We start from the raw sequence: 23,515 nt of genomic DNA, 5'->3' as shown, positions 1-23,515 counted from the left end.
CGGTTCCAAACCGTCAGGCCGCGTTAGCGACCTGAACCAGCCGCTTTGAGCGGCTCACATCGTAAAGCCCCCGGCTCTGCCGGGGGATACTTACTGAAAATCCCGGCTTTCCCTTGCCATGACAGAGCAGCGCAAATGGGTTCCCTTTTGCAACAGGAAAAACAGCAATGATGCTGAGATACTGCCGCGTGATTGCGCCCGAACCTCGGTTGAAACCTTCACCGGGAAGCCATTCGCAATGCATATTTCGAAAAGTAACGATCGACGTTACCGCCACTCCTTGCCAATTCTGGCTGCGGCATCTCTCGTTCTTCTTACTGTTTCATCTACCGCTGCCGCGCAGCAGACAATCAACGTGCCGATCCGGGATGAGAGAGCCATTAGCGTCGAGGGCACGCAACTGATCGCGGCGATGCTCTCGAAGGACGCGCTCGTTCTGGTGATCTACGGCGACAGCAATCCCTCCAGCAGCGCCATGACGGCAGCCGGGGAATCCATCGCGGCGGGATATCCCTTGCGTGGCGTGATCTACGGCCCCACGCGGCACGACGCGCGCGTTGTTGTCGAGTTCTACGCTGACTCGCAGCTTACCGCGACATTGCTGAATGCCGACGCGCAGGACAAGGCGTCCATCAGGACGGAGATCGCGCGCGGATATGATGAAGTGGTCGGCCCTCGTCGCCGCGCTGCACAGCGATAGCGTTTCACGCCTTGGCGACCGGCGGCTTCTCGCCTGGCAAGGGTTCGGGCGATCGGGTGGCCGATACTGTAGCGGCCCGCATGGCCACCGTTTCGAAGGCCTTGCCTGCATCGGGTGCCTGACCCAGATTTGTCGGATCGGATTTGCTGGCTGCGGAAACGGCAGAAATGGCAACCGGCACCGCGACGGACGCTGCGAAACCATCGTCAGGATTTTGGATGGTTGCTGCGCTGACAGCCCGTGCCTTGGTGGTTTCATCAAATGCGCGGGCCTCCACCGCCGCGATGCGAACTTCGGCTGATTCAATCTTTGCGGTGGCATTGTTCAGCGAGCGCCGTCCGGCATCGGTGGTTTCCAGCGCCTTAACGGTCGCCGGGATCGAGGCCGGGTCAGCGCCCATGCGGATCGCTGATTGCCGGTCCTGCTCATTCTCCGCCGCCAGCCTTTCATTATCGCGCCGGATCAGAATCTTTTGATCCCGCACGCCTTGCAGGATGACAGCAATCTGCGCGGCGTCGTTGCGGTTCACGGTAACGCCGTAGCGTTCTTCATACTCCCGGACTGCGGCCTCGGCGTCCTTGTTCTCAAGCTTGCCGTCTTCGTCCAGTTCGGCCTTCTCGCCGCGCCGCAAGCGGGCAAGGTGATCCTGCAAAGCTGTTTCCTGCTTGTCCAAGATTTCGAGCCGTTTGAGGTTTTCGGCGATCTGGCGATTGCGCGCCTCGATCTGCGAGATGATAAAACGCCGGTCGTCGTCGCGCTGGCGCTGTTCCGATTGAGCTACCCGTGCGGCGTGCGCATTCGCGAGTGCACCTGGCAACAGAAAGCCCGGATTAGCCGCGTCGGGATTATCGGCGGCATCGGCGAGAAAATTCATTCCGAGATTGTGGCGCTCGCGGCTGTCGTCGGCGGCACGATAATCCACCATGGCAACAGCGGTTTCGCTCCCCTGCAGGGGAGTAGACTCACGTAGTGAGTCTACTGACAAAAAATCATTGGTAAGCCTGCCGCGAGATTCGGGAGGCGGTTGAAAATTCTTCGGAATAGCGGCCTTGGGCCTGCCTATGTCGGCGTCATCATACGCCATGCACCCTCACATGGCCCGGCGCTGCTCTCATTCTCGCGGACCACAACCATGATAGGCGGCAAAGCGCTAAGATATGGTTAAAAAATCTTAACACCTTGCCCGCCGCCCACAAATTTGACGGCCACGGGGACGGCATGATATTATGTGTTTAGGTGTATAAACATAAAGGATATGGATAGCAGCATGACCCGATGGAACCTCGTCATCCCGGAAGAAACCAACCGCAGCGTGCGCAGCCACCTGGCGCGGCTCGGCGGCAAGAAGGGCGACCTTTCGTTGTTCGTTGACCGCGCGGTGCGGCAGGCGGTGTTTTGGGAGACGCTGGACTCGGTCTGGAAAGGCAATGATGGTCTTTCCCCGGCGCAAGCGCAGGCATTGGCAGATGAAGCTGTAGCGGAAACCCGTGCGGCTCGTTCTTGATACCAACATCCTGGTCAGCGCCCTGATCTCGGCGTCCGGTCCGCCCGGCCAGCTTCTGGCGGCGGTCAGGGACCGGCGGGTTATACTCGTCACGTCAGAAGAACAGCTTGCCGAACTGCGCGACGTGCTGAGCCGTCCGCGCCTGCGACCTTATATCCGTAGCGCCGATGCCGAAGACCTTCTGGCCACGATCGATGCCATAGCCGTGATGGCCCATGATCTCCCCGAGATCGCGCTTTCGCCCGATCCCAAGGACAACCCCATCCTGGCGACTGCCGTGGCGGGCGAGGCCGATTTCCTCGTCTCCGGCGACAAGGCCGACGTGTTGGCACTGGGGTCCGTGCGGGGTATCGAGATTGTTACCGCCGCCAACGCCCTGCGCCGTCTGGCCGGAACCGCCGATTAAGCTCCGCGCGAGCACAAGCGAGGGCTGACGGCGGGGATTGATCTTCACCGCTTACAGCGGGTCACCGGCAAGATTTTCCAGCAGCTTGTCGAGCAGGGTTCCGACCGAGAGATAATCCTTGTCCAGCGGATCGGGCAGGCCGCTTGCCTGCTTGCGGCTGTGCCGCGCGGCGGCTGCGATGGCGACCGTATGCGCCAGCCGCTCGCGGAATAGCGATACCGGATCGCGGTCTGCCTCCGACTTGATGCCGATGCGGCGATAGAAGCCATGCACGGCGTCGATCAGCGTATAGACATCGCCAACAAGCGCCAGGTCGCTGAACTTGCCGATCAGCGGGCAGCTTCGGCACTCCCGGACCTTCCGGTAACCGAGCCGGTAGTTCTGTGCGCATTTGGCGTTGTCGTGGCACTCGGCCAGGAGATCGAAGAAGGCCGGGCGCAGCAGCACTTCGGTGATCTCGATATCGTGGCTGACCAGCATCGACGCGTTGCCGTGCCAGCGGTTGAAGGCACGCATGGCGATGCGCTTGCGAAAGGCGAGATAATGCACCCGCGCCGATTTTGCGCTGACGCCTGCAAGTCCAGCCGCCGCCGACACCGGCAGCCCCGCGCAAAAGGCATAGGCAAGCCTGATCGTCTGCGCCTCGCTGATCTTGGAGTCGCGACTGAACTGATTGGCCATGGCGGGCGGTAGGCTATCGTTGTCGCGCAATTTCGCCTCCAAAAATCGTCTCGCTGATTCAGCGCGTTGAAGTGAGCGCCGGGATGCTCTGCTTCCACCAGCGCCTAGATGCCGGGCTGCGCCCATTGTCACGGCCCGCACACACAAGCACACCACGCATGGATCGCAAGATCACACCCACCTGATCGCAGGGGCCAAGCGGCCCTTTGTCTCTCACCATCAACCGAAAGGCGCGCCTTTCGGAAAGGAGGAACTTGTGCTCACGCAACGCCAATCCGTCAGCAAGCCGGGCAGCGACGCCTTCACCACCGGGAGCAATATCCTGTCGTGCTCGGGCGCACTGCTGCTGACATTCTTTCTCGCGCCGCTGCTTTACCACGCGACCATCGCCTGGGTGCTCGGCTTCACGCAGCCGCACTACGGCGGCGGCTGGGATGACTTCGTCGCCGTGCTGTGGGGCCTTGGCTGCGCCGCCGTCACCTTCGGGGCCTGCCAGATGGTGCTGGCGATCACGTTCCGCCTCGGCGTGGCGCGCCTCACCGTCCTGATTTTCCGCCACTGACAATCCCCTCCCAACCCAAAAACCAAGGAGACGTAAAATGGCCAAGGAACCGCAAAAGTATCGCCCGATCGGCACGGTCTGGGAGCCGGTGCCACCGAAAAAGGACAACAGCTCCGCCCTGTGGGGCTGGATCGTGCTGATGTTCTTCGGAGTGGCGCTGCTCTCGCAGTGCTCGTGACGATCCGGAGAGCCGGGAGGCGGCAATGCGCCGCCTCCCGGCTTCTGCCTTTGCAGGGACGACGAAAACCATGTCAGACGACAACGAACTCCACCGCCACGGTCGCGCCGCCTACGTCGATGACGATGAGCTACGCGAGGCGGGCTTTTTCGAGAAGACCGCCAACAGCCTGCTGATCGGCTTTTTCGAAGGCCGTCCGCTCTACTGGAACGGAGCGGGTGGGCTGCTGCTCAAGGCCGGGGCGCGCTCGGGCAAGCTGCGCGACGTGCTCGCGTACAACATCTGCGCTGGAACTTACTCAGGCTCGATGCTGGTGCTCGACATGAAGGGCGAGCTGGCCGCGATCAGCCGTGATCAGACTTTGCTACGCAAATATTGCTATTACTGGAATCCGCTGGCGCTGCATGGCCTGCCTCAGGACCGCATCAACCCGGTCGATTATATCCGCATCGACAGCAAGACGCTGGTGTCCGACACCAAGGTCTACTGCCAGAACATCCTGCCCAAATCCGGTAGCGCCAATGCCGAGTTCTTCGAGGCTCGCGGGCAGGCGTTTCTCGAAGCGATCATTCTCACCATCGTCCGCCTCGATGGCGTGCTGACACTGCCGCGCCTTTACGAGGTTATCAACCTGATCCCCGGCAATAGCGCGGCATGGCTCTCCTTCGCCTTCGAGATGCAGGAGGCGGGTTTCCCGATCTCAAAATCCGTCGAGGAAGAAATCGCCCAGAGCCGCGATGATACGGGCGGCGGCTTTCGCGGCATTCTGGGCGAGGTGATGAAATCCGTCGCCGCGTTGAGCGATCCGACGCTGACGGCCTCGGTCTCGCCGCCGTTCACCGCCTCGCTGGCCGACATGACCGGCACGCAAGCTTGCCATTTCTACCTGATGCCGCCAGCCGAGTTCATCGACAGCTGGTCGCCGGTCATCAAGGCGCTGTTCGTCGCGGGGATGATCTACAAATCCCGCGCGCCGCAGGCTCCTTCGCAAACGTGGATACTGGACGAATGCGCGCAGCTCGGAAATTTTCCACTGGTCACGCGCATGTTCACCTATGGAGCCGGGATCGGCATCAGGCCCTGGGCGGTCTATCAGAGCCATGACCAGCTCCGCGCCACGGGGCCGAATGCTGAGACGATCATTCCGGTAAGCGCTGCGGTGCAGAGCAGCTTCGGAATCCGCGAGATCGATACCGCAACCCGGCTGTCCCGCCAGATCGGCTATCAGAGTCTCGAATATGATGACGGCCTGCGCCAGGCCCAATCGGACCTTGCCTATCAACAGGCCGTGCAATCGCTGCTCGCCGGTGGCGACCCGGTGCAGGCCGCGATCAGCATTGCGCACCACAGCGATGCCTCCGTGCATCGCGCGAGCCAGCCCCGCGAATTGCTCAAGCCCGAAGAGGCGCTGACGCGCCCGCCCAATCGCCAGGTGATTTTCGCCGATGGCCTGCTTCATCCCATCGACGCGGAGAAGTCCGCCTATTTCGATCAGCCTTTCATGGCGGGAAGATTCCATCCCAATCCGTTCTATCCGCCGCTTGACCGCGTGCGCGTGAGAACGCGCGTCGGCCACGCATGGCTGCGTGTGATCCGCGAGCCGGTGCCGCCAGAGTTCGCTCATTACCCACAATATGCCGACGGCATGTGGAACCGCATTGAGAAAGGGAAATGGTGGCAATGATGAACGCGCCGCGAAACAGCCGCGCCTCACACGCGCATGACCACGCCGACTTGCGTGCCGACAATCCGCTGTACGACCGCGCCGGGTCGCTGCGTGAGTCCTTCGAAGCGCAGCGTCCGGACGACAATCCCGAACGCGCCGCGCGCCGCGAGTCCTTCATGGTCAAGCGCCAGCGCCCGCAGCCGGTGCTGCGCCCGTCGCCGTCTTTGGCGCTGGGGTCGGATGCAGCGGCGTTCGATGCGCAGTGGAACGATGAACGCCGCGATGCACACAACTTCGACGACAGCATTGCATTGAACGAAAGGAACCAGTCCATGGATGACGACCGCACCGATCCGCCGATGGAAAGGAACGCGCCGCGCGACGTGCTGCGCGATGGCAATCTCAAGGCCAGCATCTGGAGCAATGAGGGCGAGAAGGGGCCGTTCTATTCGGCGACGCTCGCGCGCACCTGGCGCGATGCCGAAGGCCAGCCGCACGACACGCACAGCTTCGCCGGAAGTGAGCTGCTGCGCGTCTCGGAACTGGCCCGCAAGGCTTACGACCGCACCCAGGAATTGCGGCGCGAGGATCGCCAGCCAGCGCCCCCGCACGAAGTGCAGGCCCGGCAGTCTGCGCAAACCCAAGCGTCTGGACCGGCTTCGGCCCCGAATGCTCCCGCTCCCGATCAGTCCCGTGAGGCCCGCCGCGAAGCCTTCATCGAACAGCGCCAGCAACCGCAATCCGCGCCCATCCGGCAACACGATCAGAACCGTTAGTTATTGAAAATAGGAATTATTTCCTTGACTTCTCGGGGTCGGATATGGCTCAATGTTTCCTTTTTGTTCTCTCGGAGGACGAAGGAAATGGAAGGGATAAGTCAGGGAGCGCCAAGGAGGTCGCCGATGAACGAGATCACCCCGATAGCAGTAGAGCACCAAGCCGGGAGCACGTTCGATCTCACGCAATACCTGTCGCTGTTCGATGACGACGAGATCAGCGAGGCCGACAAGCTGGCGCTGCTCGATGCGCTCTGGTCGATCATCCAGTCGCTCGTGCATTTGGGCTGGGGCGTTCACCCCGCGCAGCAGGCACAGGCCGCCCGCGCGATCCGGGAAATCGCTTGTGGAAAAGTCGGGGGATTGCCTGTCGATTGCGGCACCTCGCAAGCCGCCATGGTAGAATTTCAGGATCAATTCTTGATCGAACATTTTGACAGCGCGGCGGGCCAATCGCCGCAGGAAGAGAAGGAGTCATGACCACCCCAGCAAAGCAAAAAGCCGTAATCTATACAAACGTCGCCGCGTGCACCGTGGCCGACCGCAAAGATTCCCTGACCGTGCAGGAGTCGCGGGGCCGCGATCTTGCAAGCCGGAACGGCCTCGATGTCGTCGCGGTGTTCCGCGACGCGCAGGAAAAAGTCGCCGCCACCAAGCGCCCTGGTATCAGGTCCATGGTCGGCTTTCTTGAGCAGCATCGCGCCGACAATCTGGTCGTGCTTGTGGATGACATTGCGCGTCTCTCGCGGCGGATGAAAACACGTCTTGAGCTACGCGCCGCGATCACGGAAGCGGGAGCGACATTGATGTTGCCCTCCGCCCCTCTCGACAATGATCCAACTGGCGCGCTCATCGGAAACCTGCTCACCAGCGTGGCAGAATGCGAGGACGCCCATGGATAGGACCGCGATCAAAACCAAGGCCGTCATTTATGCGCGTGTTTCTTCCGCCGCGCAGGTTGCCAAGGGGCATGGCGCGGAGAGTCAGGCGGTGCGCTGTTCCGAGTTTGCGCGGATGAAAGGCTATACCGTTGTCCGGACCTTCGAGGACAAGGCGGTATCCGGAAGCCTCGTCGAGCGTCCCGGCATGAAGATGTTGCTCGCCTATCTGCACCAGCACCGCAAGGAGAACATCCGCGTCTTGATCGACGATATCTCGCGGCTTGCACGTGGGCTCGAAGCGCACCTGACTTTGCGCGCCGCAATCGCCAAGGCAGGCGGCGTGCTCGAAAGCCCGTCCATAGAATTCGGCGAGGACAGCGACAGCCAGTTGATAGAACACCTGCTTGCTTCGGTTAGCGCCCATGCCCGCGTCAAGAATGCCGAACAGGTGCGTAATCGCCAGGAGGCGCGCATACGTCAGGGATACTGGCCCTTTTTCGCGCCCACGGGCTTGCGCTTCGAAAATCTCGAAGGCCACGGCAAAGTGATGGTGCGCGATGAGCCGCTGGCTTCGATCATGCAGGAAGGCATGGAAGGTTATGCCTCGGGCCGATTCCAGAGTCAGGCGGAGGTTGCCCGCTTTTTCGAGAGCCAGCCGGATTTCCCGAAGACGCGCCACGGCACCGTTACCATCGAAACCGTCAATCGCATTTTCAACCGCGTGATCTATGCCGGAATGATCGAGCGCCCCGAATGGGGTGTGTCGCTCCGCAAGGGCAAACACGAAGGCCTGATTGACTTCGCCACCTTCGAGAAGATTCACGCGCGGCTCAAAGGGCGCAGCTATGCCGCCGCGCGGCCCGACATCAGCGCCGACTTCCCCTTGCGCGGCTGCGTGAGTTGCGCCGATTGTGAACGCCCGCTCACCGCCAACTGGTCGCGCAGCAAGACCGGCGACAAGCATCCATACTACATGTGCTTCAATCGAGATTGCCAAAGCTACCGCAAATCGATCCGCCGAGTCGAGATCGAGGGCGCGTTCGACAAGCTGCTGGACGGCATGGAGCCTTCGCCTTCGATGCTGAGAATCTTCCGCGCCATGTTCACCGATGCGTGGGAGATGCAGCGCCAGCAGGCGCAGCAGACGGCGAGCGCGTTCAAGCGCGCGGTCACCAAGGCCGACGAAGAAATCGCGCGGCTGCTTGAGCGGATCGTTTCTTCGACTTCCAGCGAGACGGTGATCGTCGCTTACGAGAAGCGCATTGCGCAACTCGAACGCGAGAAACTCGTGCTCTCCGAACGGCACAGCAATGCAGGCAAGCCGCTACGGCCCTTCGGCGAAATGTTCGAACTCGCCAATGCCTTCCTCTCAAAGCCTTCTAATCTTTGGAAAAGTGATCGCATCGAGGACAAGCAAACCGTCATTCGGCTCGTCTTTGCCGACCGTATCACATATGCGCGGAATCAAGGGTTTCGAACCCCGAAAACTTCCCCGATTTTCAAAGCCTTGGAGGCAATGAAAACCGGAAATTATAGGATGGCGGAGACGCCGTCCGCCACAAAAGACCCCCCTAGGCCCCCTTGACGACCTACCCTTAACCCAAAGCGAAGGGATTCTGCGGAAAATTTGCCCATCCAAAATCTGCCGAGTTGCAAAGTGGATCACTGAGAGGCATGGTGTTGCACATGTTTTTGGTGGGTAGATGGTGATACGAAATGCCGGTCGTCGCGAAGGAATTGAACCCCAAAGCACTCGACGCCGAAATCGCCCGGGCGACGGCGAGGATGGCGGACGTGGGGCAAAAGCACAGTGCTCGCATCCCGGTTGGCGGTCGTCCTCCAGGCCTGATGCTTCAAATCACGCCTGCCGGTTCGATGTCGTGGATATTCCGGGCGACGATCGGCGGCAAGCGGCGCGAGTTGGGCTTGGGCCCATACGATCCTGAGGATCGCAGCCGCAGCGTCTCGCTCGCTCAAGCGCGAAAGATGGCTGCGGAGATCAGGGCGGGGCGTGACCCTGTGGCCGACCGGCGCGGAACGGAAAAGCCGGCCACATTTCGCGACGTGGCCGTAACGTTCCTGGCCGCAAAACGTGACGCGTGGAAAAATGCGAAGCACCGAAAGCAATGGGAGTCGACGCTCGCAACTTGGGTCTATCCTCTCATCGGCGACAAGCCTGTCGCGACGATCGACCGGAACGCCGTTGAGGGTGTGTTGATGCAGCCCGTGGAAAAGGCGGACGGAAAACCCTTGTGGTCGGCACGGCATGAGACGGCCACGCGGGTGCGGCAGCGCATGGAAAAGGTATTTGGCTACGCCATCGCGCGCCATCACCGCGCGGACAACCCGGCAGCATGGCGCAATTGCCTTGAGCCGATCCTGCCGGAGATGTCGAAAGAAGCGAAGCGCGCCACGCATCATGCCGCGCTGCCCTACGCTGACGCACCGGCCTTCATGGTGGCGCTGCGCGAACGCGAAGGCACAGCGGCAAAGGCACTGCTGTTCACAATCCTAACAGCGGCACGGTCGGGCGAAGTGCGCAATGCCGAATGGTCCGAAATTGATCTTGCTCGCGCAGTGTGGACGATCCCGGCTGATCGCATGAAGGCCGGGCGTGAGCACGTTGTGCCGTTGTCTAATGCTGCCGTCGCGATCCTGTTGGCCACGCCGGAGGATGATCGTAAGGGGCTGATCTGGTCCGGCTCCAAGTCGGGTGTGCCCATGAGCGATATGACGCTTGCGGCAGTTCTCAAGCGCATGGGCCGGGCTGATCTGACGGTCCACGGGTTTCGATCCACCTTCCGTGATTGGGGCGGTGAAACCACGGGTCATCCGCGCGAAGTGATCGAACATGCACTCGCGCACCAATTGGCGGACAAGGCTGAAGCTGCGTATCAACGTGGCTCGCTCATGCCGAAGCGCGTGCGCCTCATGGCTGATTGGGCTGCTTACGTGTCCGGCGACCACGGTGCAGATGTGGTGCCGATCAGAGGGGCGGTGGCATGACCGTTCTTCGTTCTAACTCATTCAGAGGCAACGTCTGATGTTTTCCAAGGCCTTCCCCTTGTACGGACGAGCCGCAGTGAAGATCAGTTTAGTTTGACCGTTACCCTCGACAAATTGCACAATCAATGGAACGTTGTTGTAACCGTTCCAAGGGAAATGCGTAACCATAAGCATCGTGCCATCGGCAGAGGGGATGAAGCTTGAGTTCAATTCCTTAGATACGGCGTCGGCGATGCACAATTGCAAGTCTATAGTTCTTTTTGATGTCTCTAGTTCTAAGAAAGGAGGATTCGCTAAGTTTTCTCCTATCTCGCCAATAAGATTGGCGGAGCCTTGAAGCATGAGAAACGCCAACGATAAAACTTGATACATTGGAAATGCCCCGGCTTGACGAATGAGCCAACTTGCCCTTTATTGAACGGCGCTGCAACGCAGTGTTGCCCGCAGGCTGGATGGTTGAGGGTGCAAGGGGCCGGATGGCTCAATGCGGGGAGGAAGACCCCGAGGTGCCGATGGATGTCGGAGGGCCGGGAGGCAGACCCGGTGCGCTGCGGATGGATGTCCGGCGCTCCCCACATCATCGATCCGAGAGACCACCGCCATGGGCTTTCTTCCAATTGACGGCGTAGCTGCGCGCTATGCGATTTCCAAGCACAGCATCTATCGTTGGATGCGCGATGAGCGCGACTTCCCGGTTCCGATCGTCCTGCCGTCCGGCCTCAAGCGCTGGGCTGTGGCCGACCTGATCGAATGGGAAAGTCGTAACCGCGCGACCGCCGACGATCTTGCCTGAAATGAAGCGCCCGACCGCGCCGGTCGCAGGCGGGTCGGGCTGTAGTGAGTTACCACAATGAAAGCTAATACGGTCGCGCCGATGGCGCAAGACGTTCCCGCTGTGCCCGAAGCCCTCAAGCCCTATGAGCAGTTCGTCCTGTGGCGATTGATCCAGAAGCCCGGCGAGCCAAAGCCCCGCAAGGTGCCGTTCACCGTGACCAGCGCGCACGCAAGTTCGACCGACCCAGCCACATGGTGCACCTGGGTCGAAGCCTGCGTAGCCTACGCCACTGGTGGATTTAACGGCATCGGGTTCGTCTTTACCGAAGCCGACCCTTTTGTCTTTGTCGATCTGGACGATTGCCGCGATCCGGCCACAGGTGCCTATAATGCCCAAGCCGCCACAATCCATGCCGCGCTGCCGGGTGCCTGGGAGGTATCTCAGTCGGGCAAAGGGCTGCACGGCGTCGGCGTGGCCAACGGTACAGCCCTGTCGGGGAAGCGCCGCAAATTCGTCGCCGATGGCCAGCGCGTGGAGGTATATCCGGCCAAGCGGTTCATGGCCATCGGCGGCGACGGGTGGACCGCGTGGACCGGAGATGATTGGACGGCAACGCTCGCGGCATGGGTGCCCAATGCCGAAACCGAAGCCGATCATCCCGCCGTCGATTGGATCGATCAGCCGCGCGACGGCTATGATGGCCCCGCCGATGATGATGATCTGATCCGCCGCGCGACGGCGAGCAGAGGCCCGCTCGCGCGGTTCGGTATTAAGGCCACTTTCGCTGAGATGTGGGACGCCGATCCGGCAGCACTCGGGCAGCACTGGCCCGATGACGGCGGGCAGGACCGCATGTTCGATCATTCGAGCGCCGATCTGGCGCTATGCAATGCGCTGGCGTGGTGGACCGGGTGCAACCCTGCGCGAATGTTGCGGCTGTTCAAGCGTTCGGCGCTGTGGCGCGATGATGAGCGCAAGGCCCGGCTCGCCATTGTCAAAGCTGTGGCCGATCCCGACCGGCCATTTTTCAGCCGCGCGCAACGGCTGCGCGATGATGAGCGGATCGGCGACGATCTTGCGGCGGATGCGTTTCCCGAGGTGCTGACGCTTGAACAGGCCACTGCCGATCTGGTGTTCGTTGGCGCCGGTTCGCTAGTCGTGTCGCGCCGGTCTAAGCGAATGCGGTCGAAAGCCGACGCTGTGAACGAATGGGCCGCTTCGAAGCATTCAATCGATACGGGCAAACTTGATAAATGGGGTGCGCCGGTCATCAAAGAGGTGCCGGTGATCGGCGCATGGCTGGCCAGTCGGGACCGTCGCAGTGCGGACGTGCTGGCATGGGTGCCCGGCGACGGCGAGTTTTGCCGATCGCCCGAGCGGCAACAGGCTGGCGACCGAGCGTTCAACCTGTGGACCCCGCCCACAACTTTGCAACCGCCAGCCGACTGGCACAATCGCGTGCAGCCGTTCGTGCAGCACTTGGCCTATCTGGTGCCGATCGAATCTGAGCGGCTTCGCTTCACGCAGTGGCTCGCCCATATTGTCCGGCGGCCGGGCGAACTGCCGCACACCGCCTATCTCATGTTCACGCCGAAAACCGGCACGGGACGCGGCACGTTAGCCAGCATCCTGACACGGGTGTTGCGCGGCTACGTGGCTGCGAACGTGTCAACCGACACGCTGTTCGGTGCCTATAACGGCCGGTTGAGCATGAAGTTGCTGGCCACTGTGGACGAGGTTCGCGAAGGCAACAGCCGGGAACGATGGACCAAGGCCGAACAACTCAAATCAAAGGTGACGGAGGAATATCGGCACCTGAACCCGAAATACGGTGCGCAGTCGGTCGAGAAGAATTGTTGCCGATGGCTTATGTTCTCCAATCACGCTGATGCGCTGCCATTCGATAATTCGGATCGTCGCATCATCGTCATTGAAAACCCGAGCGCCTGTGCACCGGCTGAATGGTACGCTCGATTGCATGACGACATGGAAGACCCTGCCTTCATTGCCAGTGTGCAACACTATCTCGCTACGTTGAATCTGAGCGGCTTCAACCCACACGAACATGCGCCCATGAGCGCTGCGAAGGCCAAGGCTCTCGCATCCCTTGTGACCGACGCAGAAGATGCGGTTCGTCAATTCAAGGACGAATGGCCCGGCGATCTGGCGTTCGTTTCCGATCTGCACCGGTTCGTCGGAGATGACACCAAATCCGAAGATTGGTGCCGACATGAGGCGACGCGCGCCGGGATGCGGACAGGCGAGCGGTTCAAGGTATCTGGCCGATGGGAGCGCCCGCTGATCGTTCGCGGTCAACTGTCGCCGGACGATATTGCCGGTGCTGCGAAGCGGCCACAGGTGAAGGAAGCGGTGGCGGATGCTCGCGGTCGCTTCTCGTTCGGCGGCTAGCGGAACAGTCGGAACAGCAAGAACAGCTAAACCGGAAACCTGAGAATTTTTTTGAGTTATGCAGTTAATCGCTCAGTGGATTTATAGAGTTTCTGAAAAGGGTGTTCTTGCTGTCCCGACTGTTCCGCCGCCCTGTGATCGAGAATTAACAGTCATAACGATATAACGTCATATTCTACAATATACACTTTCACGATGGTAAGTTTGTTGCGTGTATTTTCTTCTTGACGAACGAATATTACATGTCATGCTTCGGGGATTACTTTTACCTTGGAGCATGACATGCCATTTACCAGAAACGAAACGGATCGCGGACCGGTCTTCACGGCTAACGGTGCCCCCGTGCATATCCCGAACAGTGAGATCATGGCGCCACTGGTGCCGGTGCTCGACGCCTTCACGCGTCGCGCCACCGAGGTTGAAACAGTCATGAAGCCCGAAGCGGCTCCGGCTCGGATTGCACGCGAAGCGGGGCCGCTGCTGGCCGCTTCGAAGTCCGCGCTCAATGCCGCTCTGGCCGACGCCCGAGCGACCGCCGAAGCCGATGCCCGCGCCCTGACGCCACCGCCCACCATCGCCGATGCCGCGAAGGTGAACGGCCCCGAGATCAGGGCTGCGTTCCGGCAGGGCGGCATCGGTGGCAAGATGGGCAAGATCGCCAGCGCAAGCGCGGTGGAGCTGGCCGCGATCCTTGAACCGGGCAACCTGGCCGAACTGCCGCCGCAAGCGGTCGAACTGGCACGCGAGCGGGCGCTGCCGCTCTATCATATCGAAAGAGCCGGCCTGAACGCTTCCGCGCCCCGCAAGCCATCACTGGCACGATTGCTCGCTGTTGGCCCTGATGCCCCCGCCGTACAGGCAGAGGCGGAGCTTGCCGGGGCATATCACCGTGGCAGGCTCGATGCCGTGGAAGCGAACGAGTCGGTTCTCCAACACCTGGTGGGATACCTTGCCGCCGCGCTTCACATCACCGCCGATGACGCACTGGCGCGTGTTCTCGCCGCATGAGGCCGATCACGTCGCCCCGTGTCGTCACGTTGCCCCCGGTGCCCCGGATCGCACCGGGGGAGGCGTATTCGCGACTTGGCATCAGTCGAGCCGTGGCGTGCAATTGGCGTCGGGGGCACGGCTTTCCGGTGACGGAACGCGGCAGAATCAACACCGCTTCACTCGCTGCCTGGCTTGTTGAGCGCGGCTGTCAAACAACCTGGATTTAAACGATGACCGTGACGCCGATCAGTTACGCCAAAGACCCCGCAACTGGCCAGTTTCTGCCCGGTTCGGGCAATCCTGGGCGAAAGCCGGGCAGCCGAAACAAGGCGAGCAAGGGCGCGGTCCTTCGGGTTCAAGGCATGGGCGATATCGCCCTAGATGCACTCGAAGAGCAGGTTCGGCAAGGCAACATGACAGCAATCCGCATCGTTCTCGATTATGTCCTACCAAAAGGTGGCCGCCCCGTGGAACTGGATTCCAGCGATCCGCGCGCGATCATCGACGCTGCCGCCAACGCTGAACTCTCTCCGGACGAAGCTGCCCGGCTGGCACAAGCGTTTCGAAGTGCTGGTGAAGCGGCGGACCTTCAAGAAATCAAAGCGCAAATCGAAGAATTTCGTGCGTTCATGGATGCGGTGAAGAAATGAGTAAAATAAGCATCCGAAAAGCGTTAAAGGATATAATAGATTTTACGCTGCGCGAAGGATCAATTGAACATAAATTGTTTCATTGTGAGCAATGGGAGCGTGACAGATATTTTGAATGGAAGCAAGAATATGAAGAATGGAACAGGAAAATAATCGAATTGCATGGGCCAACTTGGCGTTATGAGCAGTATCTCAACGATACCGCAGATCATCGCGAATTAGCGGGTGCTCCGGTGCTGCGGCCCAAGTCGTTGCGGGACAAGCTGTTTCCGCCTGAGCCGATGCGCAGCGGTGATCCGGCAGAGGACTATCGAGCGATGATCGAACCGGGCTGAGCAAATACCGGCCAAAAGAGACAACCGAATAAAACTCCCGGCAGAAATGGAGCGAACAATGAATTTTATCGTTTTAGCCATCGGCGAACCGAACCCTAATTTCCCAAAGGAAAAACAATGCACAATCACGCGATACTAATCAACAACGTCCGGCAGGCCATCGTGTTCGAATGGTCACAGTTGCGGATGCGGCTCGTCCCGTTCGCTGATTATTGCGCCGAGATCGGGGCGACCGAGATCATGGCCCATCCGATTCGCGGGCAACTCTCAGTCGCTTCGCGGTGTCGCTACGATGCGGACGTGCCGGTTTCACGCGAGGGCGACACGATCAACATCAACGCTGAAACAGTGATGATGCTGGCGCGCGATGGCATGACTGAAGCGAAGCTGCGCAACCTGCTGTCAGAAGCGGACGATGCGGATCGAGCGTGGCGTGACTTCGTGCTGGGCTCGCTGGCGTGGACGCATGGGATGATGCAAGTCGAAGGCTCGGCTTGATGCAAGCCGTCGCATAACGATGCAGTCGGATATGGTGGGCAGATGGTGATATCGCCGACCACAAGACCCCCTGTGGCCGGGAAAGTACAGTGTAAACAGTCACTTACGGCCGAGCAATCGTAGGCGCTGGCGGAGACGCCGGGATTCGAACCCGGGGTGCCCTCTTAAGGGCACGACGGTTTAGCAAACCGCTGGTTTCAGCCACTCACCCACGTCTCCGGATGCGGCTCAGGGCGGCGCTATAGCGAGGCCCTTTGCGGGCGGCAAGGGGCGGTGGCATCGTATTTGGGCGAATTCGCGGGAAATGTGCCGACCGATGCGTTTTCGGATTCGGCCCGCCGCAAAACGGACTCGGTCTGTCGACCGTTCATTGCGGGGTCAGGCGTGGTGGATTCTTGTGGGTTGCCGCCGTTCGTGCCGCGCCGTGAGCGGGGTTCGGGTCCACAAGCTATATCTTGCCATTCGCGCGAGGAGGGGTCGTCATATGCCAGTTCGCAACCAGGAACCAGAAAAGGTGCGTCGCCGCGCCCGCCGGCCGCTTCGTGTTCAGGCTGTCGCACTGGCGGCGGCGATGCTCGCGGCGATCACCCCCGCCGCGCCCGCCTTCGCGCAAGTCACCACCGTCGATCCCGACACGGCGATCGACGCGGATATCAATCGGGGCACCACTTTTTCCTCGTCCCCTTCCAGCGAATTGCCTTCGACCGAGCCTGCCCCGCCGGCCAGCGCCAACGGCACGCCGATGCCGGCCGATGGCGGCATCGCCGGCGGGAATGCCAACCCGATGTCGACCCCCGCGCCGACTGCCCAGGCACCGGATGCCGGCTCCACTTATCGCGAGGACGATCTTATCGGCGCCGCTGAGGGCGTGTTCGGCAAGGGCGCCAAGGGCCTTGCCGACCTCATCAAGGATCTGCTGGCCAAACAGGGCGAGCCCAACGCCTATATCGTGGGCCGCGAAGCCGGCGGCGCTTTCGCGCTTGGCCTGCGCTATGGTTCGGGCACGCTGCACCACAAGGTGGAGGGCGAGCGGCCGGTATACTGGACCGGTCCCTCGATCGGCTTCGACGCCGGTGCCAACGCGGGCAATGCCTTCGTGCTGGTCTACAATCTTTACGATAGCGAGGATCTTTACAAGCGCTTCGGCGCGGGCGAGGGGCAGGCCTATCTCATCGGCGGCTTCACCGTCAGCTATCTGCGGCGCGGCAATGTCGTGCTGATCCCGGTCCGCGCCGGCGCCGGCCTGCGGCTGGGAGCTAACGTCGGCTATATGAAGTTCTCGCACAAGCAGAACTGGGTGCCGTTCTGAGCGCGTTCGTGCCTGTGGCGGCAGGTGCCTGTGATGCCAATGGCCTCATCGCATGACCCGTCCTTCCCGGACTTACCGGAAAGGCCAGTCATTCCCCGGAACCATTGGTGTCACGCGAATTTTCCGTGCGGTGCACAGGCGTGCTGATCGGGTTGCGGCGTAAACGCAGCTACCCGATCAGCACGAGATCAATGTTCGTCGTGGCCGCTTACCACTTGATCGGCAGCGACAGGATGCTGCGCATGAACGACGCGGGGTCGAATGCGACGTCTTCGGCCGGGATCGCCAGTTCCAGCGTGGGGAAACGGCGGATCAGGGTTTCGACCGTCAGCCGGATCTGCAGCTTGGCCAGATGCTGTCCGACGCAGGAATGGGCGCCGGCGGTGAAGGCGTAATGCTGCGGCGGCTTGACGCGGTGGAAGTCCAGCTTGTCGGCATCGGGCCAGACCGCGTTGTCGCGATTGACCACGGCGAATTCGACGAGCACCGGTTCGTTCTTCTTCACCACCTGGCCATTGGTGAAAGTCACGTCTTCCTTGGCCCAGAAGCCGAAGGGAACGCCGTACTTGAAGCTGGGAATCCAGCGCCACAGCTCGTTGAGCGCGGCGTTCATGATCTCGGGCTTGTCCTTCAGTTCGCGCCAGTGATCGGGGTGGGTCATCAGCGTGAACACGGTTGTGCTCAGTTGCCAAAGCGTGGTCTTGAAGCCGCCGTGCCACAGCGCCATGGCCAGGCTGACCAGTTCGTCCTCTTCGAACTTGTCCTCGTTGTCACGCGCGTGGACCAGTACGGAAAGCAGGTCATCCTCCGGCTTTTCGCGCCGCTGGGCGATCAGGTCGCGAATGAAGTCCAGCGTGCGGGTCCGGGCATCGAGCTTGACTTCGGGCGAATTGTTGAAGTCCGAGGAAATATCGATCCACTGCTTGAATTCGAAGGCCTTGTCCTTCGGAATCCCGAGGACGCCGGCAAGCACGCGCACCGGCAGCACGTGGGAATACATCTTGATGAAATCGGCGCCGGGACCTTCGGCCTCGATCGCATCGAACAGTTCGTCGACGATGCCCTGCACCCATTCCGACAGCTTCTGGATGCGATCGGGCGAGAAGGCCCCGGCGGCCAGCTGGCGGATGCGGGTGTGCTCGGGCGGATCCATGTGCAGCAGCAGCGAGGGGATCTTGATCTGTTCGGTATTGTGCAGGCCCGGAATGGCGTGCTTCAGGCCCTCGGTACGGCCGAACTTGCGAAAATCGTAAGCGATGCGGGCATCGGCGACACTGGTGATAAGCCAAGTCGGCTCACCATAGGGCAGCTGAACGCGCACGATGCCCTGCTTGCGGATCTCCTCATAGCGGGGATCGACGTCGAGGCGGGTGGGTTCCGCGAACGGATAGGGGAGGGGTTCTTGCGTCATGGGTTTCGGTTGCATCCCTGATTTGTCTTTGTTCGGGTTCCGCGGCCGCGAGCCGAATTGCGTGCTCAGGCCGGGACGTCTTCGGTTGTCCAGGCAAGGTCGCCAAGGTGATCGGTAATCCTCTCAGGAACCACGCGTACCCGCATGCCGCGATGGACTTCCTTGTCCGAAATCAAGCGGCCGGGAATGTAGATGTCGGCCTGTTCGTCGAGCCGGACGAGGGCAAGGCAATAGGGCACATATTGCATCATGTCGGGCGTCGTCGAGCGGTGGACGACGATCCAGCTATAGACTTCGCCGGTGCCCTTCACTTCGTCGAGCGCCAGGTTGTCGCCATGGCAACCCGAACAGATCGGGCGCGGCGGCCAGGTCCAGTGGCCGCAGTCATGGCAGTGGGTGACGACGAGCTTGCCGTCGGCCAGGGCTTGCCAATAGGCGACCGTATCGCGGTCGGGCATCGGCTTGACGAGACGTTCGGCCATCACGCACCCCTCAGGATCGTGGCCGAGGAATAGCCGCTGACATAGCCGAGCTGGCCGGTCACCAGCGCGACGTCGTGCTTCTTCACCTGACGATGGGCGGCATCGCCGCGGATCTGCTGCACCGCTTCGTAGACGTGGTTCATGCCGTGGATATAGCCTTCGGAAAGCAGGCCGCCGTGGGTGTTGATCGGCAGCGTGCCGGTTGCGCGGTCGAACGCGCCGTCCTTCAGCATGCCGGGCACTTCACCCGCCTTGCAGAAGCCGTAGCCTTCGATCTGCGAAAGCACCGGGTAGGTGAAGCAATCGTAGAATTCGGCGAAGTCGATGTCCTGCGGGCTCATGCCGGCGGACTTGAACAGGCGATCGGCGATCGGGCGCGCGGGGGATTCGGCAAGATCGTCGAAGCCGTTGTTGGCGATCGATATGCCGCCGCCCCAGGCGGCGCCCTGGATCAGCACCGGGCGGTGCGGAAGGTCGCGCGCGCGTTCGGCATTGACGATCACCACCGCCACCGCGCCATCGGTTTCAAGGCAGCAGTCGAGCTTGTGGAACGGTTCGGCGATCCACTCGCTGGCCATGTAGTCGTCCAGCGTGATCGGCTTGCGCATCATGGCGCGCTCGTTGTCGAGCGCGTTGGTCCGGCTCAGCACGGCGATGCGGCCCAGGTCCTCGCTGGTGGTGCCGTAGCGCAGCATGTGGGCGCGGGCGTTCATGGCCATTTCCTGGGCGGGAACCATGTAGCCCGAAGGCATTTTGAACTGGATGTCCCACGGCGCGCGGGCGGGGCCGGCACCGGCGCCGTTCTTGCGGATTTCCGAGCGGCCGTTGATCGCGCGGTAGCAGATCACGCAGTCGGCCACGCCGGCGCTGACCGCCAGGGTCGCCTGGCCCATCACTGACATCGAGACGCTGCCGCCCAGGTACTGGTCGACGTAATAGTTCAGGCTCTGGATCCCGAGAGCCTGGGCCAGCAGGTTGGGCGATACCGAGTCGGCGGTGCCGTAAGTGCACAGTCCGTCGATGTCGCCGATTTCCAGCCCGGCGTCGGCGATCGCCGCGCGGATGGCCCGCGTCGCCAGCGCGAAAGTGCTGACTCCCGAGTCCTTGGAGAACTCGGTGCAGCCGATCCCGACGATAGCCGCCTGGCCGCGTGGGAAACGTTCCCCATTGCCACTCATTGCTTGTCTCTCCCAGCATCGCGGCGCTGATCGGCGCAGGCGCCGGACAACACCGAATCCGTGACGGATCCGGCACGCGCCAAATCTGTCACCCGACTGACAATATAGGTCGTGAGCATGGCCTCGGTCAAGGCGATGCGAACCTTTTCGAGGTGGTGCCCGACTGTCCCCGCGTTCAGGCCTGCGCCTGCTTCCTCAGGCCTTCGACGCCGCCAGACGACCGGGCGGTGCCGGCGACCAGTCCGCCGTCGACCGGAAGCAGCGTGCCGGTGACGTAGCGCGATCGGTCGGTCACGAAGAACAGCACCGCTTCGGCGATATCCTCCACCTTGCCCTGGCGCTTCAGCGCCTGGCGCGAGATGATGAACTGGCGGAGGGAGCCGGCGAGTTCGGCCTGCTTTTCCGGCGACAGGTTCGCACCCATGCTGCGGCCGAGAATCTCGGTTTCGATGTTGCCGGGGGCGATCGCGTTGACCCGGATGTTCATGGCGCCAAGATCGATCGCCGCGCACTTGGTGAACATGATGACCGAGGACTTGGCGACGTGGTAGGTCCAGTTGCCGGCTGAAGCGTTGATGCCTCCGATCGAGGAGATGTTGACGATCGAACCCCCGCCGTTCTCCTGCATCACGCGGGCCGCTTCGCGCGTGCCGGCCATGACGCCAAGCAGGTCGATCGCCATGACTTGGTGGAAATCGGAAAGATCGTCGTCCAGCAGGCGCGGGTGGTTGGCGCCGCCGATCCCGGCGTTGTTAATCATGATGTCCAGCCGGCCGCAGTCGGCGGCGACATGATCGACGAGATCGCGCAGTTGCTGCTGATCGGCGACGTCGGTGCGCCAGAACGAGGCGTTGGCCCCCAGCGCGGCGACCGCCTGGTGGCCCGCCGCCTCGTTGATGTCGGCGATCACGACCCGCGCGCCTTCGCTGGCGAGCCGCTGGGCGATCCCGAAGCCGATTCCGGCGCTGCCGCCGGTGACGATTGCAACCTTGTTCGCCAGTTCAGTCATTCCCATCGTCCTTCTTGCGCCGTGGCGCCGGCGGATGGACGGGGCCAGGGTTCTGATTATTTTGTTGTACTGATCGCATGGGCGGGCCCTGGTGATGGAGCCCGCCCACGCTTGATGTTCAGCCCTTCACCATCGCGATCGCCCGTTCGGCGATCCGCGCGGCCTTGGGGATATGCGCGTCTTCCAGCGACTTGCTGAAGGGCACCGGGTTGAACGGTGCGCCGAAGCGCATGACCGGGGCCTTGAGCTTGCCGAACAGGCGTTCCTGCACGACCGCGGCGATCTCGGCGCCGGGGCCGAAGGGGGTGACCGCCTCATGCACGACCAGGCAGCGCCCGGTCTTGGCGACCGAGGCGAGCACGGCTTCCTCGTCCCAAGGCTGGATCGAGCGCAGATCGATCACTTCGGCGCTGATGCCGGCTTCGGTCATGGCCGGAAGCGCGGCGACCGCTTCCATCGCGGTGCGCGAATAGGCGACGATGGTCACGTCGCTGCCTTCCGAACGGATCGCCGCCTTGCCGATCGGCACGCGGTGGCCGGCGACCGGGGCAGGCCCCTTGGCGCCGTAGTTCGGCGTGTTCTCGATCACCAGCACCGGATCGGGATCGTCGATCGCGCTGCGGATCAGGCCATAGGCGTCCTCGGTGGTCGAAGGCGCGACGACCTTCATGCCGGCGGTATGGGCGAACCACGCTTCGACGAAGTCGGAGTGCTGGCCGCCGGTGGAGAGCCCGGCGCCGGTCATGCAGCGGATCACGATCGGCACGCTGGTCTGCCCGCCCGACATGTAGCGCAGCTTGGCGGCGTGGTTGACGATCATGTCCATGGCCACGGCGGTGAAGTTCATCAGCATGATTTCGGCCACCGGCTTGAAGCCGATCAGGCTGGCGCCGATCGCCGCACCCATGATCGCCTGCTCGGAAATCGGGGTGGAACGGCAGCGATGATCGCCGAAGCGGGTGGAAAGGCCGGCGGTTACGCCGACGACGCCGCCGCCCTCGGGATCGCCCACGTCCTCGCCGATGACCAATACGGTGTCATCGTCGGCCATGGCGTCGGTCAACGCCGCGTTCAGGGCGTTGACGATGGTGACTGGCTTGTCCTGGCTCATGCGGCGGCTCCGTAAACGTCCGAGGACAGCTCCTCGAGGCCCGGGAAGGGCGAATTCAGGGCGAAGGCGATCGCTTCTTCGATCTGGGCTTCGCAATCGGCTTCGATTTCGGCGAGTTCCGCCTCGGTCGCGAGGCTTTCGGCGATCAGCTTGGCGCGGTAGCGCGGGTAGGGATCGGCTGCCATCGCGGTCTGCAGCTCTTCCTTGGGGATATAGCCGGCCGGATCACCGAAGACGTGGCCGTTGAAGCGGAACGTGATCGCCTCGATCAGCGTCGGGCCTTCGCCGGCGCGGGCACGCGCGATGGCTTCGGCGGCGGCGGCGTACATGGCGACGGGATCGTTGCCGTCGACATGGATGCCCGGGATGCCGTAGGCTGCGGCGCGATCGGAGATGCGTTCGATCGGCGTCACCGTCGAATAGGCGGTGTGCTCGCTGTAGCGGTTGTTCTGGCAGACGAAGACCACGGGCAGCTTCCACACCGCCGCAAGGTTCAGCGATTCGTGGAACGCGCCGATGTTGGCGGCGCCGTCACCGAAAGTCGCGACCGAAACGTCGTCGCGGCCCTGCAGCTGCGCGCCCCAGCCAAGCCCGTTGGCGATCGGCATGGAGGAACCGACGATGCCGGTGGTGACCATGATGCCCTTGGCCGGATAGGTCAGGTGCATCGGGCCGCCCTTGCCCTTGCAGGTGCCGTCCATGCGGCCGGCGACTTCCGCCCAGAGGTCCTTCAGCGGCATGCCCTTGGCCAGCATGTCGTGAATGCCGCGATAGATCGTGCAGAGATAATCGGTATCGCGCAGGTTCACCGCCAGGGCGGAAGGGATCACTTCCTGCCCGCGATAGCTGTAGAACGACATCACCAGGCGACCGGTGCTGATCGCCCTGCGCGTCTTTTCGTCGTTGATCTTGAGCAGCGCCATCTTGCGGAACATCGCAAGCTGGGTGGGCCCGTCGGGGATATAGGCGTTGGTCATCGCGTTCCTCGTGGTTCGCCG

27 protein-coding genes and 1 tRNA gene are annotated in these 23,515 nt (G+C 61.9%); 18 read left to right on the top strand and 10 right to left on the bottom strand.

Translation table 11 applies throughout. From position 1 onward, the window contains the following. Positions 1 to 118: 118 nt before the first annotated feature. Positions 119 to 700, top strand: a complete 582-nt coding sequence (locus BM052_RS19405) for a hypothetical protein (RefSeq protein WP_143084772.1) — start codon at positions 119 to 121, stop codon at positions 698 to 700. A 4-nt stretch (positions 701 to 704) separates the two neighbouring features. Here the strand turns inward: BM052_RS19405 and BM052_RS07375 are convergent, their stop codons facing one another. Continuing rightward, positions 705 to 1,784 carry a hypothetical protein gene (locus tag BM052_RS07375; RefSeq protein ID WP_143084771.1) on the bottom strand — a complete coding sequence of 360 codons (1,080 nt, stop codon included), beginning with the start codon at positions 1,782 to 1,784 and terminating at the stop codon, positions 705 to 707. Positions 1,785 to 1,967: 183 nt separating this feature from the next. Between BM052_RS07375 and BM052_RS07370 the strand changes: the two genes are divergently transcribed. Both BM052_RS07370 and BM052_RS07365 read left to right on the top strand, forming a co-directional pair. After that, on the top strand, positions 1,968 to 2,204 hold the full coding sequence (locus BM052_RS07370; RefSeq protein WP_177198372.1) for a ribbon-helix-helix domain-containing protein: 237 nt from the start codon (positions 1,968 to 1,970) through the stop codon (positions 2,202 to 2,204). Further along, complete coding sequence (locus BM052_RS07365) at positions 2,188 to 2,610, top strand: putative toxin-antitoxin system toxin component, PIN family (RefSeq protein ID WP_091144994.1); 423 nt, start codon at positions 2,188 to 2,190, stop codon at positions 2,608 to 2,610. The genes BM052_RS07370 and BM052_RS07365 overlap by 17 nt, the downstream gene beginning before the upstream one ends. 51 nt (positions 2,611 to 2,661) lie before the next feature. Here the strand turns inward: BM052_RS07365 and BM052_RS19865 are convergent, their stop codons facing one another. Continuing rightward, positions 2,662 to 3,321 carry a hypothetical protein gene (locus BM052_RS19865; RefSeq protein ID WP_177198371.1) on the bottom strand — a complete coding sequence of 220 codons (660 nt, stop codon included), beginning with the start codon at positions 3,319 to 3,321 and terminating at the stop codon, positions 2,662 to 2,664. A 226-nt stretch (positions 3,322 to 3,547) separates the two neighbouring features. On the opposite strand from BM052_RS19865, the gene BM052_RS07355 reads away from it, so the two are divergent. From BM052_RS07355 to BM052_RS07325, 8 genes are all read left to right on the top strand, one after another. Then, entirely contained in the window at positions 3,548 to 3,853 is a 306-nt protein-coding gene (locus BM052_RS07355) for a hypothetical protein (RefSeq protein WP_091144990.1), read from the top strand. Between the two features lie 37 nt (positions 3,854 to 3,890). Continuing rightward, on the top strand, positions 3,891 to 4,031 hold the full coding sequence (locus BM052_RS19860; RefSeq protein WP_177198370.1) for a hypothetical protein: 141 nt from the start codon (positions 3,891 to 3,893) through the stop codon (positions 4,029 to 4,031). A gap of 70 nt (positions 4,032 to 4,101) precedes the next feature. After that, on the top strand, positions 4,102 to 5,715 hold the full coding sequence (locus BM052_RS07350) for a type IV secretory system conjugative DNA transfer family protein (RefSeq protein WP_177198369.1): 1,614 nt from the start codon (positions 4,102 to 4,104) through the stop codon (positions 5,713 to 5,715). Further along, a complete protein-coding gene (locus BM052_RS07345) occupies positions 5,712 to 6,473 on the top strand; it encodes a hypothetical protein (RefSeq protein WP_143084769.1) in 762 nt (253 codons plus the stop codon). Before BM052_RS07350 ends, BM052_RS07345 begins: the two co-directional genes overlap by 4 nt. A 126-nt stretch (positions 6,474 to 6,599) precedes the next feature. After that, positions 6,600 to 6,953, top strand: a complete 354-nt coding sequence (locus tag BM052_RS07340) for a hypothetical protein (RefSeq protein WP_091144983.1) — start codon at positions 6,600 to 6,602, stop codon at positions 6,951 to 6,953. Next, on the top strand, positions 6,950 to 7,375 hold the full coding sequence (locus BM052_RS07335) for a recombinase family protein (protein WP_091144980.1): 426 nt from the start codon (positions 6,950 to 6,952) through the stop codon (positions 7,373 to 7,375). Before BM052_RS07340 ends, BM052_RS07335 begins: the two co-directional genes overlap by 4 nt. After that, entirely contained in the window at positions 7,368 to 8,939 is a 1,572-nt protein-coding gene (locus tag BM052_RS07330; protein ID WP_091144978.1) for a recombinase family protein, read from the top strand. The genes BM052_RS07335 and BM052_RS07330 overlap by 8 nt, the downstream gene beginning before the upstream one ends. A gap of 131 nt (positions 8,940 to 9,070) precedes the next feature. Beyond that, positions 9,071 to 10,360 (top strand): tyrosine-type recombinase/integrase, encoded by a 1,290-nt coding sequence (locus BM052_RS07325; protein WP_218151529.1) that lies wholly within the window; start codon positions 9,071 to 9,073, stop codon positions 10,358 to 10,360. 21 nt (positions 10,361 to 10,381) lie between these two features. Here the strand turns inward: BM052_RS07325 and BM052_RS07320 are convergent, their stop codons facing one another. Next, positions 10,382 to 10,732: a hypothetical protein gene (locus BM052_RS07320; RefSeq protein WP_091144975.1), complete on the bottom strand. Its 351-nt coding sequence runs from the start codon at positions 10,730 to 10,732 to the stop codon at positions 10,382 to 10,384. A 229-nt stretch (positions 10,733 to 10,961) separates the two neighbouring features. Between BM052_RS07320 and BM052_RS19855 the strand changes: the two genes are divergently transcribed. The 6 genes from BM052_RS19855 (at position 10,962) to BM052_RS07295 (ending at position 16,017) form a co-directional block, all read left to right on the top strand. Beyond that, a complete protein-coding gene (locus BM052_RS19855) occupies positions 10,962 to 11,153 on the top strand; it encodes a helix-turn-helix transcriptional regulator (RefSeq protein WP_091144974.1) in 192 nt (63 codons plus the stop codon). 57 nt (positions 11,154 to 11,210) lie between these two features. Further along, positions 11,211 to 13,544: a phage NrS-1 polymerase family protein gene (locus BM052_RS07310; RefSeq protein WP_143084766.1), complete on the top strand. Its 2,334-nt coding sequence runs from the start codon at positions 11,211 to 11,213 to the stop codon at positions 13,542 to 13,544. Positions 13,545 to 13,826: 282 nt separating this feature from the next. Beyond that, on the top strand, positions 13,827 to 14,552 hold the full coding sequence (locus tag BM052_RS07305) for a hypothetical protein (protein WP_143084765.1): 726 nt from the start codon (positions 13,827 to 13,829) through the stop codon (positions 14,550 to 14,552). 212 nt (positions 14,553 to 14,764) lie between these two features. After that, positions 14,765 to 15,184 carry a DUF5681 domain-containing protein gene (locus tag BM052_RS07300; protein WP_091144967.1) on the top strand — a complete coding sequence of 140 codons (420 nt, stop codon included), beginning with the start codon at positions 14,765 to 14,767 and terminating at the stop codon, positions 15,182 to 15,184. Then, positions 15,181 to 15,519, top strand: a complete 339-nt coding sequence (locus BM052_RS19390; RefSeq protein ID WP_143084764.1) for a hypothetical protein — start codon at positions 15,181 to 15,183, stop codon at positions 15,517 to 15,519. Before BM052_RS07300 ends, BM052_RS19390 begins: the two co-directional genes overlap by 4 nt. 117 nt (positions 15,520 to 15,636) lie before the next feature. After that, the gene (locus BM052_RS07295) at positions 15,637 to 16,017 is read left to right on the top strand and encodes a hypothetical protein (protein WP_091144965.1); all 381 of its coding nucleotides are present in this window, start codon (positions 15,637 to 15,639) and stop codon (positions 16,015 to 16,017) included. 127 nt (positions 16,018 to 16,144) lie between these two features. On the opposite strand, the gene BM052_RS07290 is transcribed toward BM052_RS07295, so the two are convergent. Continuing rightward, positions 16,145 to 16,236 (bottom strand) — tRNA-Ser (locus BM052_RS07290). Positions 16,237 to 16,501: 265 nt separating this feature from the next. On the opposite strand from BM052_RS07290, the gene BM052_RS07285 reads away from it, so the two are divergent. Beyond that, positions 16,502 to 17,326 (top strand): DUF1134 domain-containing protein, encoded by an 825-nt coding sequence (locus tag BM052_RS07285; protein WP_091144962.1) that lies wholly within the window; start codon positions 16,502 to 16,504, stop codon positions 17,324 to 17,326. Between the two features lie 208 nt (positions 17,327 to 17,534). Here the strand turns inward: BM052_RS07285 and BM052_RS07280 are convergent, their stop codons facing one another. The 6 genes from BM052_RS07280 to BM052_RS07255 all read right to left on the bottom strand — a co-directional run bounded on the left by BM052_RS07280 (position 17,535) and on the right by BM052_RS07255 (position 23,494). Further along, positions 17,535 to 18,737: a cytochrome P450 gene (locus tag BM052_RS07280; protein ID WP_177198368.1), complete on the bottom strand. Its 1,203-nt coding sequence runs from the start codon at positions 18,735 to 18,737 to the stop codon at positions 17,535 to 17,537. 65 nt (positions 18,738 to 18,802) lie between these two features. After that, on the bottom strand, positions 18,803 to 19,219 hold the full coding sequence (locus BM052_RS07275; RefSeq protein ID WP_091144957.1) for a Zn-ribbon domain-containing OB-fold protein: 417 nt from the start codon (positions 19,217 to 19,219) through the stop codon (positions 18,803 to 18,805). Further along, positions 19,219 to 20,397: a thiolase C-terminal domain-containing protein gene (locus tag BM052_RS07270; RefSeq protein WP_091144955.1), complete on the bottom strand. Its 1,179-nt coding sequence runs from the start codon at positions 20,395 to 20,397 to the stop codon at positions 19,219 to 19,221. The genes BM052_RS07275 and BM052_RS07270 overlap by 1 nt, the downstream gene beginning before the upstream one ends. 175 nt (positions 20,398 to 20,572) lie before the next feature. Next, complete coding sequence (locus BM052_RS07265) at positions 20,573 to 21,406, bottom strand: SDR family NAD(P)-dependent oxidoreductase (protein WP_091144953.1); 834 nt, start codon at positions 21,404 to 21,406, stop codon at positions 20,573 to 20,575. Between the two features lie 118 nt (positions 21,407 to 21,524). Beyond that, on the bottom strand, positions 21,525 to 22,517 hold the full coding sequence (locus tag BM052_RS07260; RefSeq protein WP_091144951.1) for an alpha-ketoacid dehydrogenase subunit beta: 993 nt from the start codon (positions 22,515 to 22,517) through the stop codon (positions 21,525 to 21,527). Beyond that, positions 22,514 to 23,494, bottom strand: coding sequence for a thiamine pyrophosphate-dependent dehydrogenase E1 component subunit alpha (locus tag BM052_RS07255; protein WP_091144948.1), 981 nt, complete (start codon positions 23,492 to 23,494; stop codon positions 22,514 to 22,516). Before BM052_RS07255 ends, BM052_RS07260 begins: the two co-directional genes overlap by 4 nt. Positions 23,495 to 23,515 lie beyond the last annotated feature (21 nt).

Source organism: Novosphingobium sp. CF614, assembly GCF_900113255.1.
GTDB lineage: Bacteria > Pseudomonadota > Alphaproteobacteria > Sphingomonadales > Sphingomonadaceae > Novosphingobium.
This window is presented reverse-complemented; position numbering and strand designations above follow the sequence as displayed.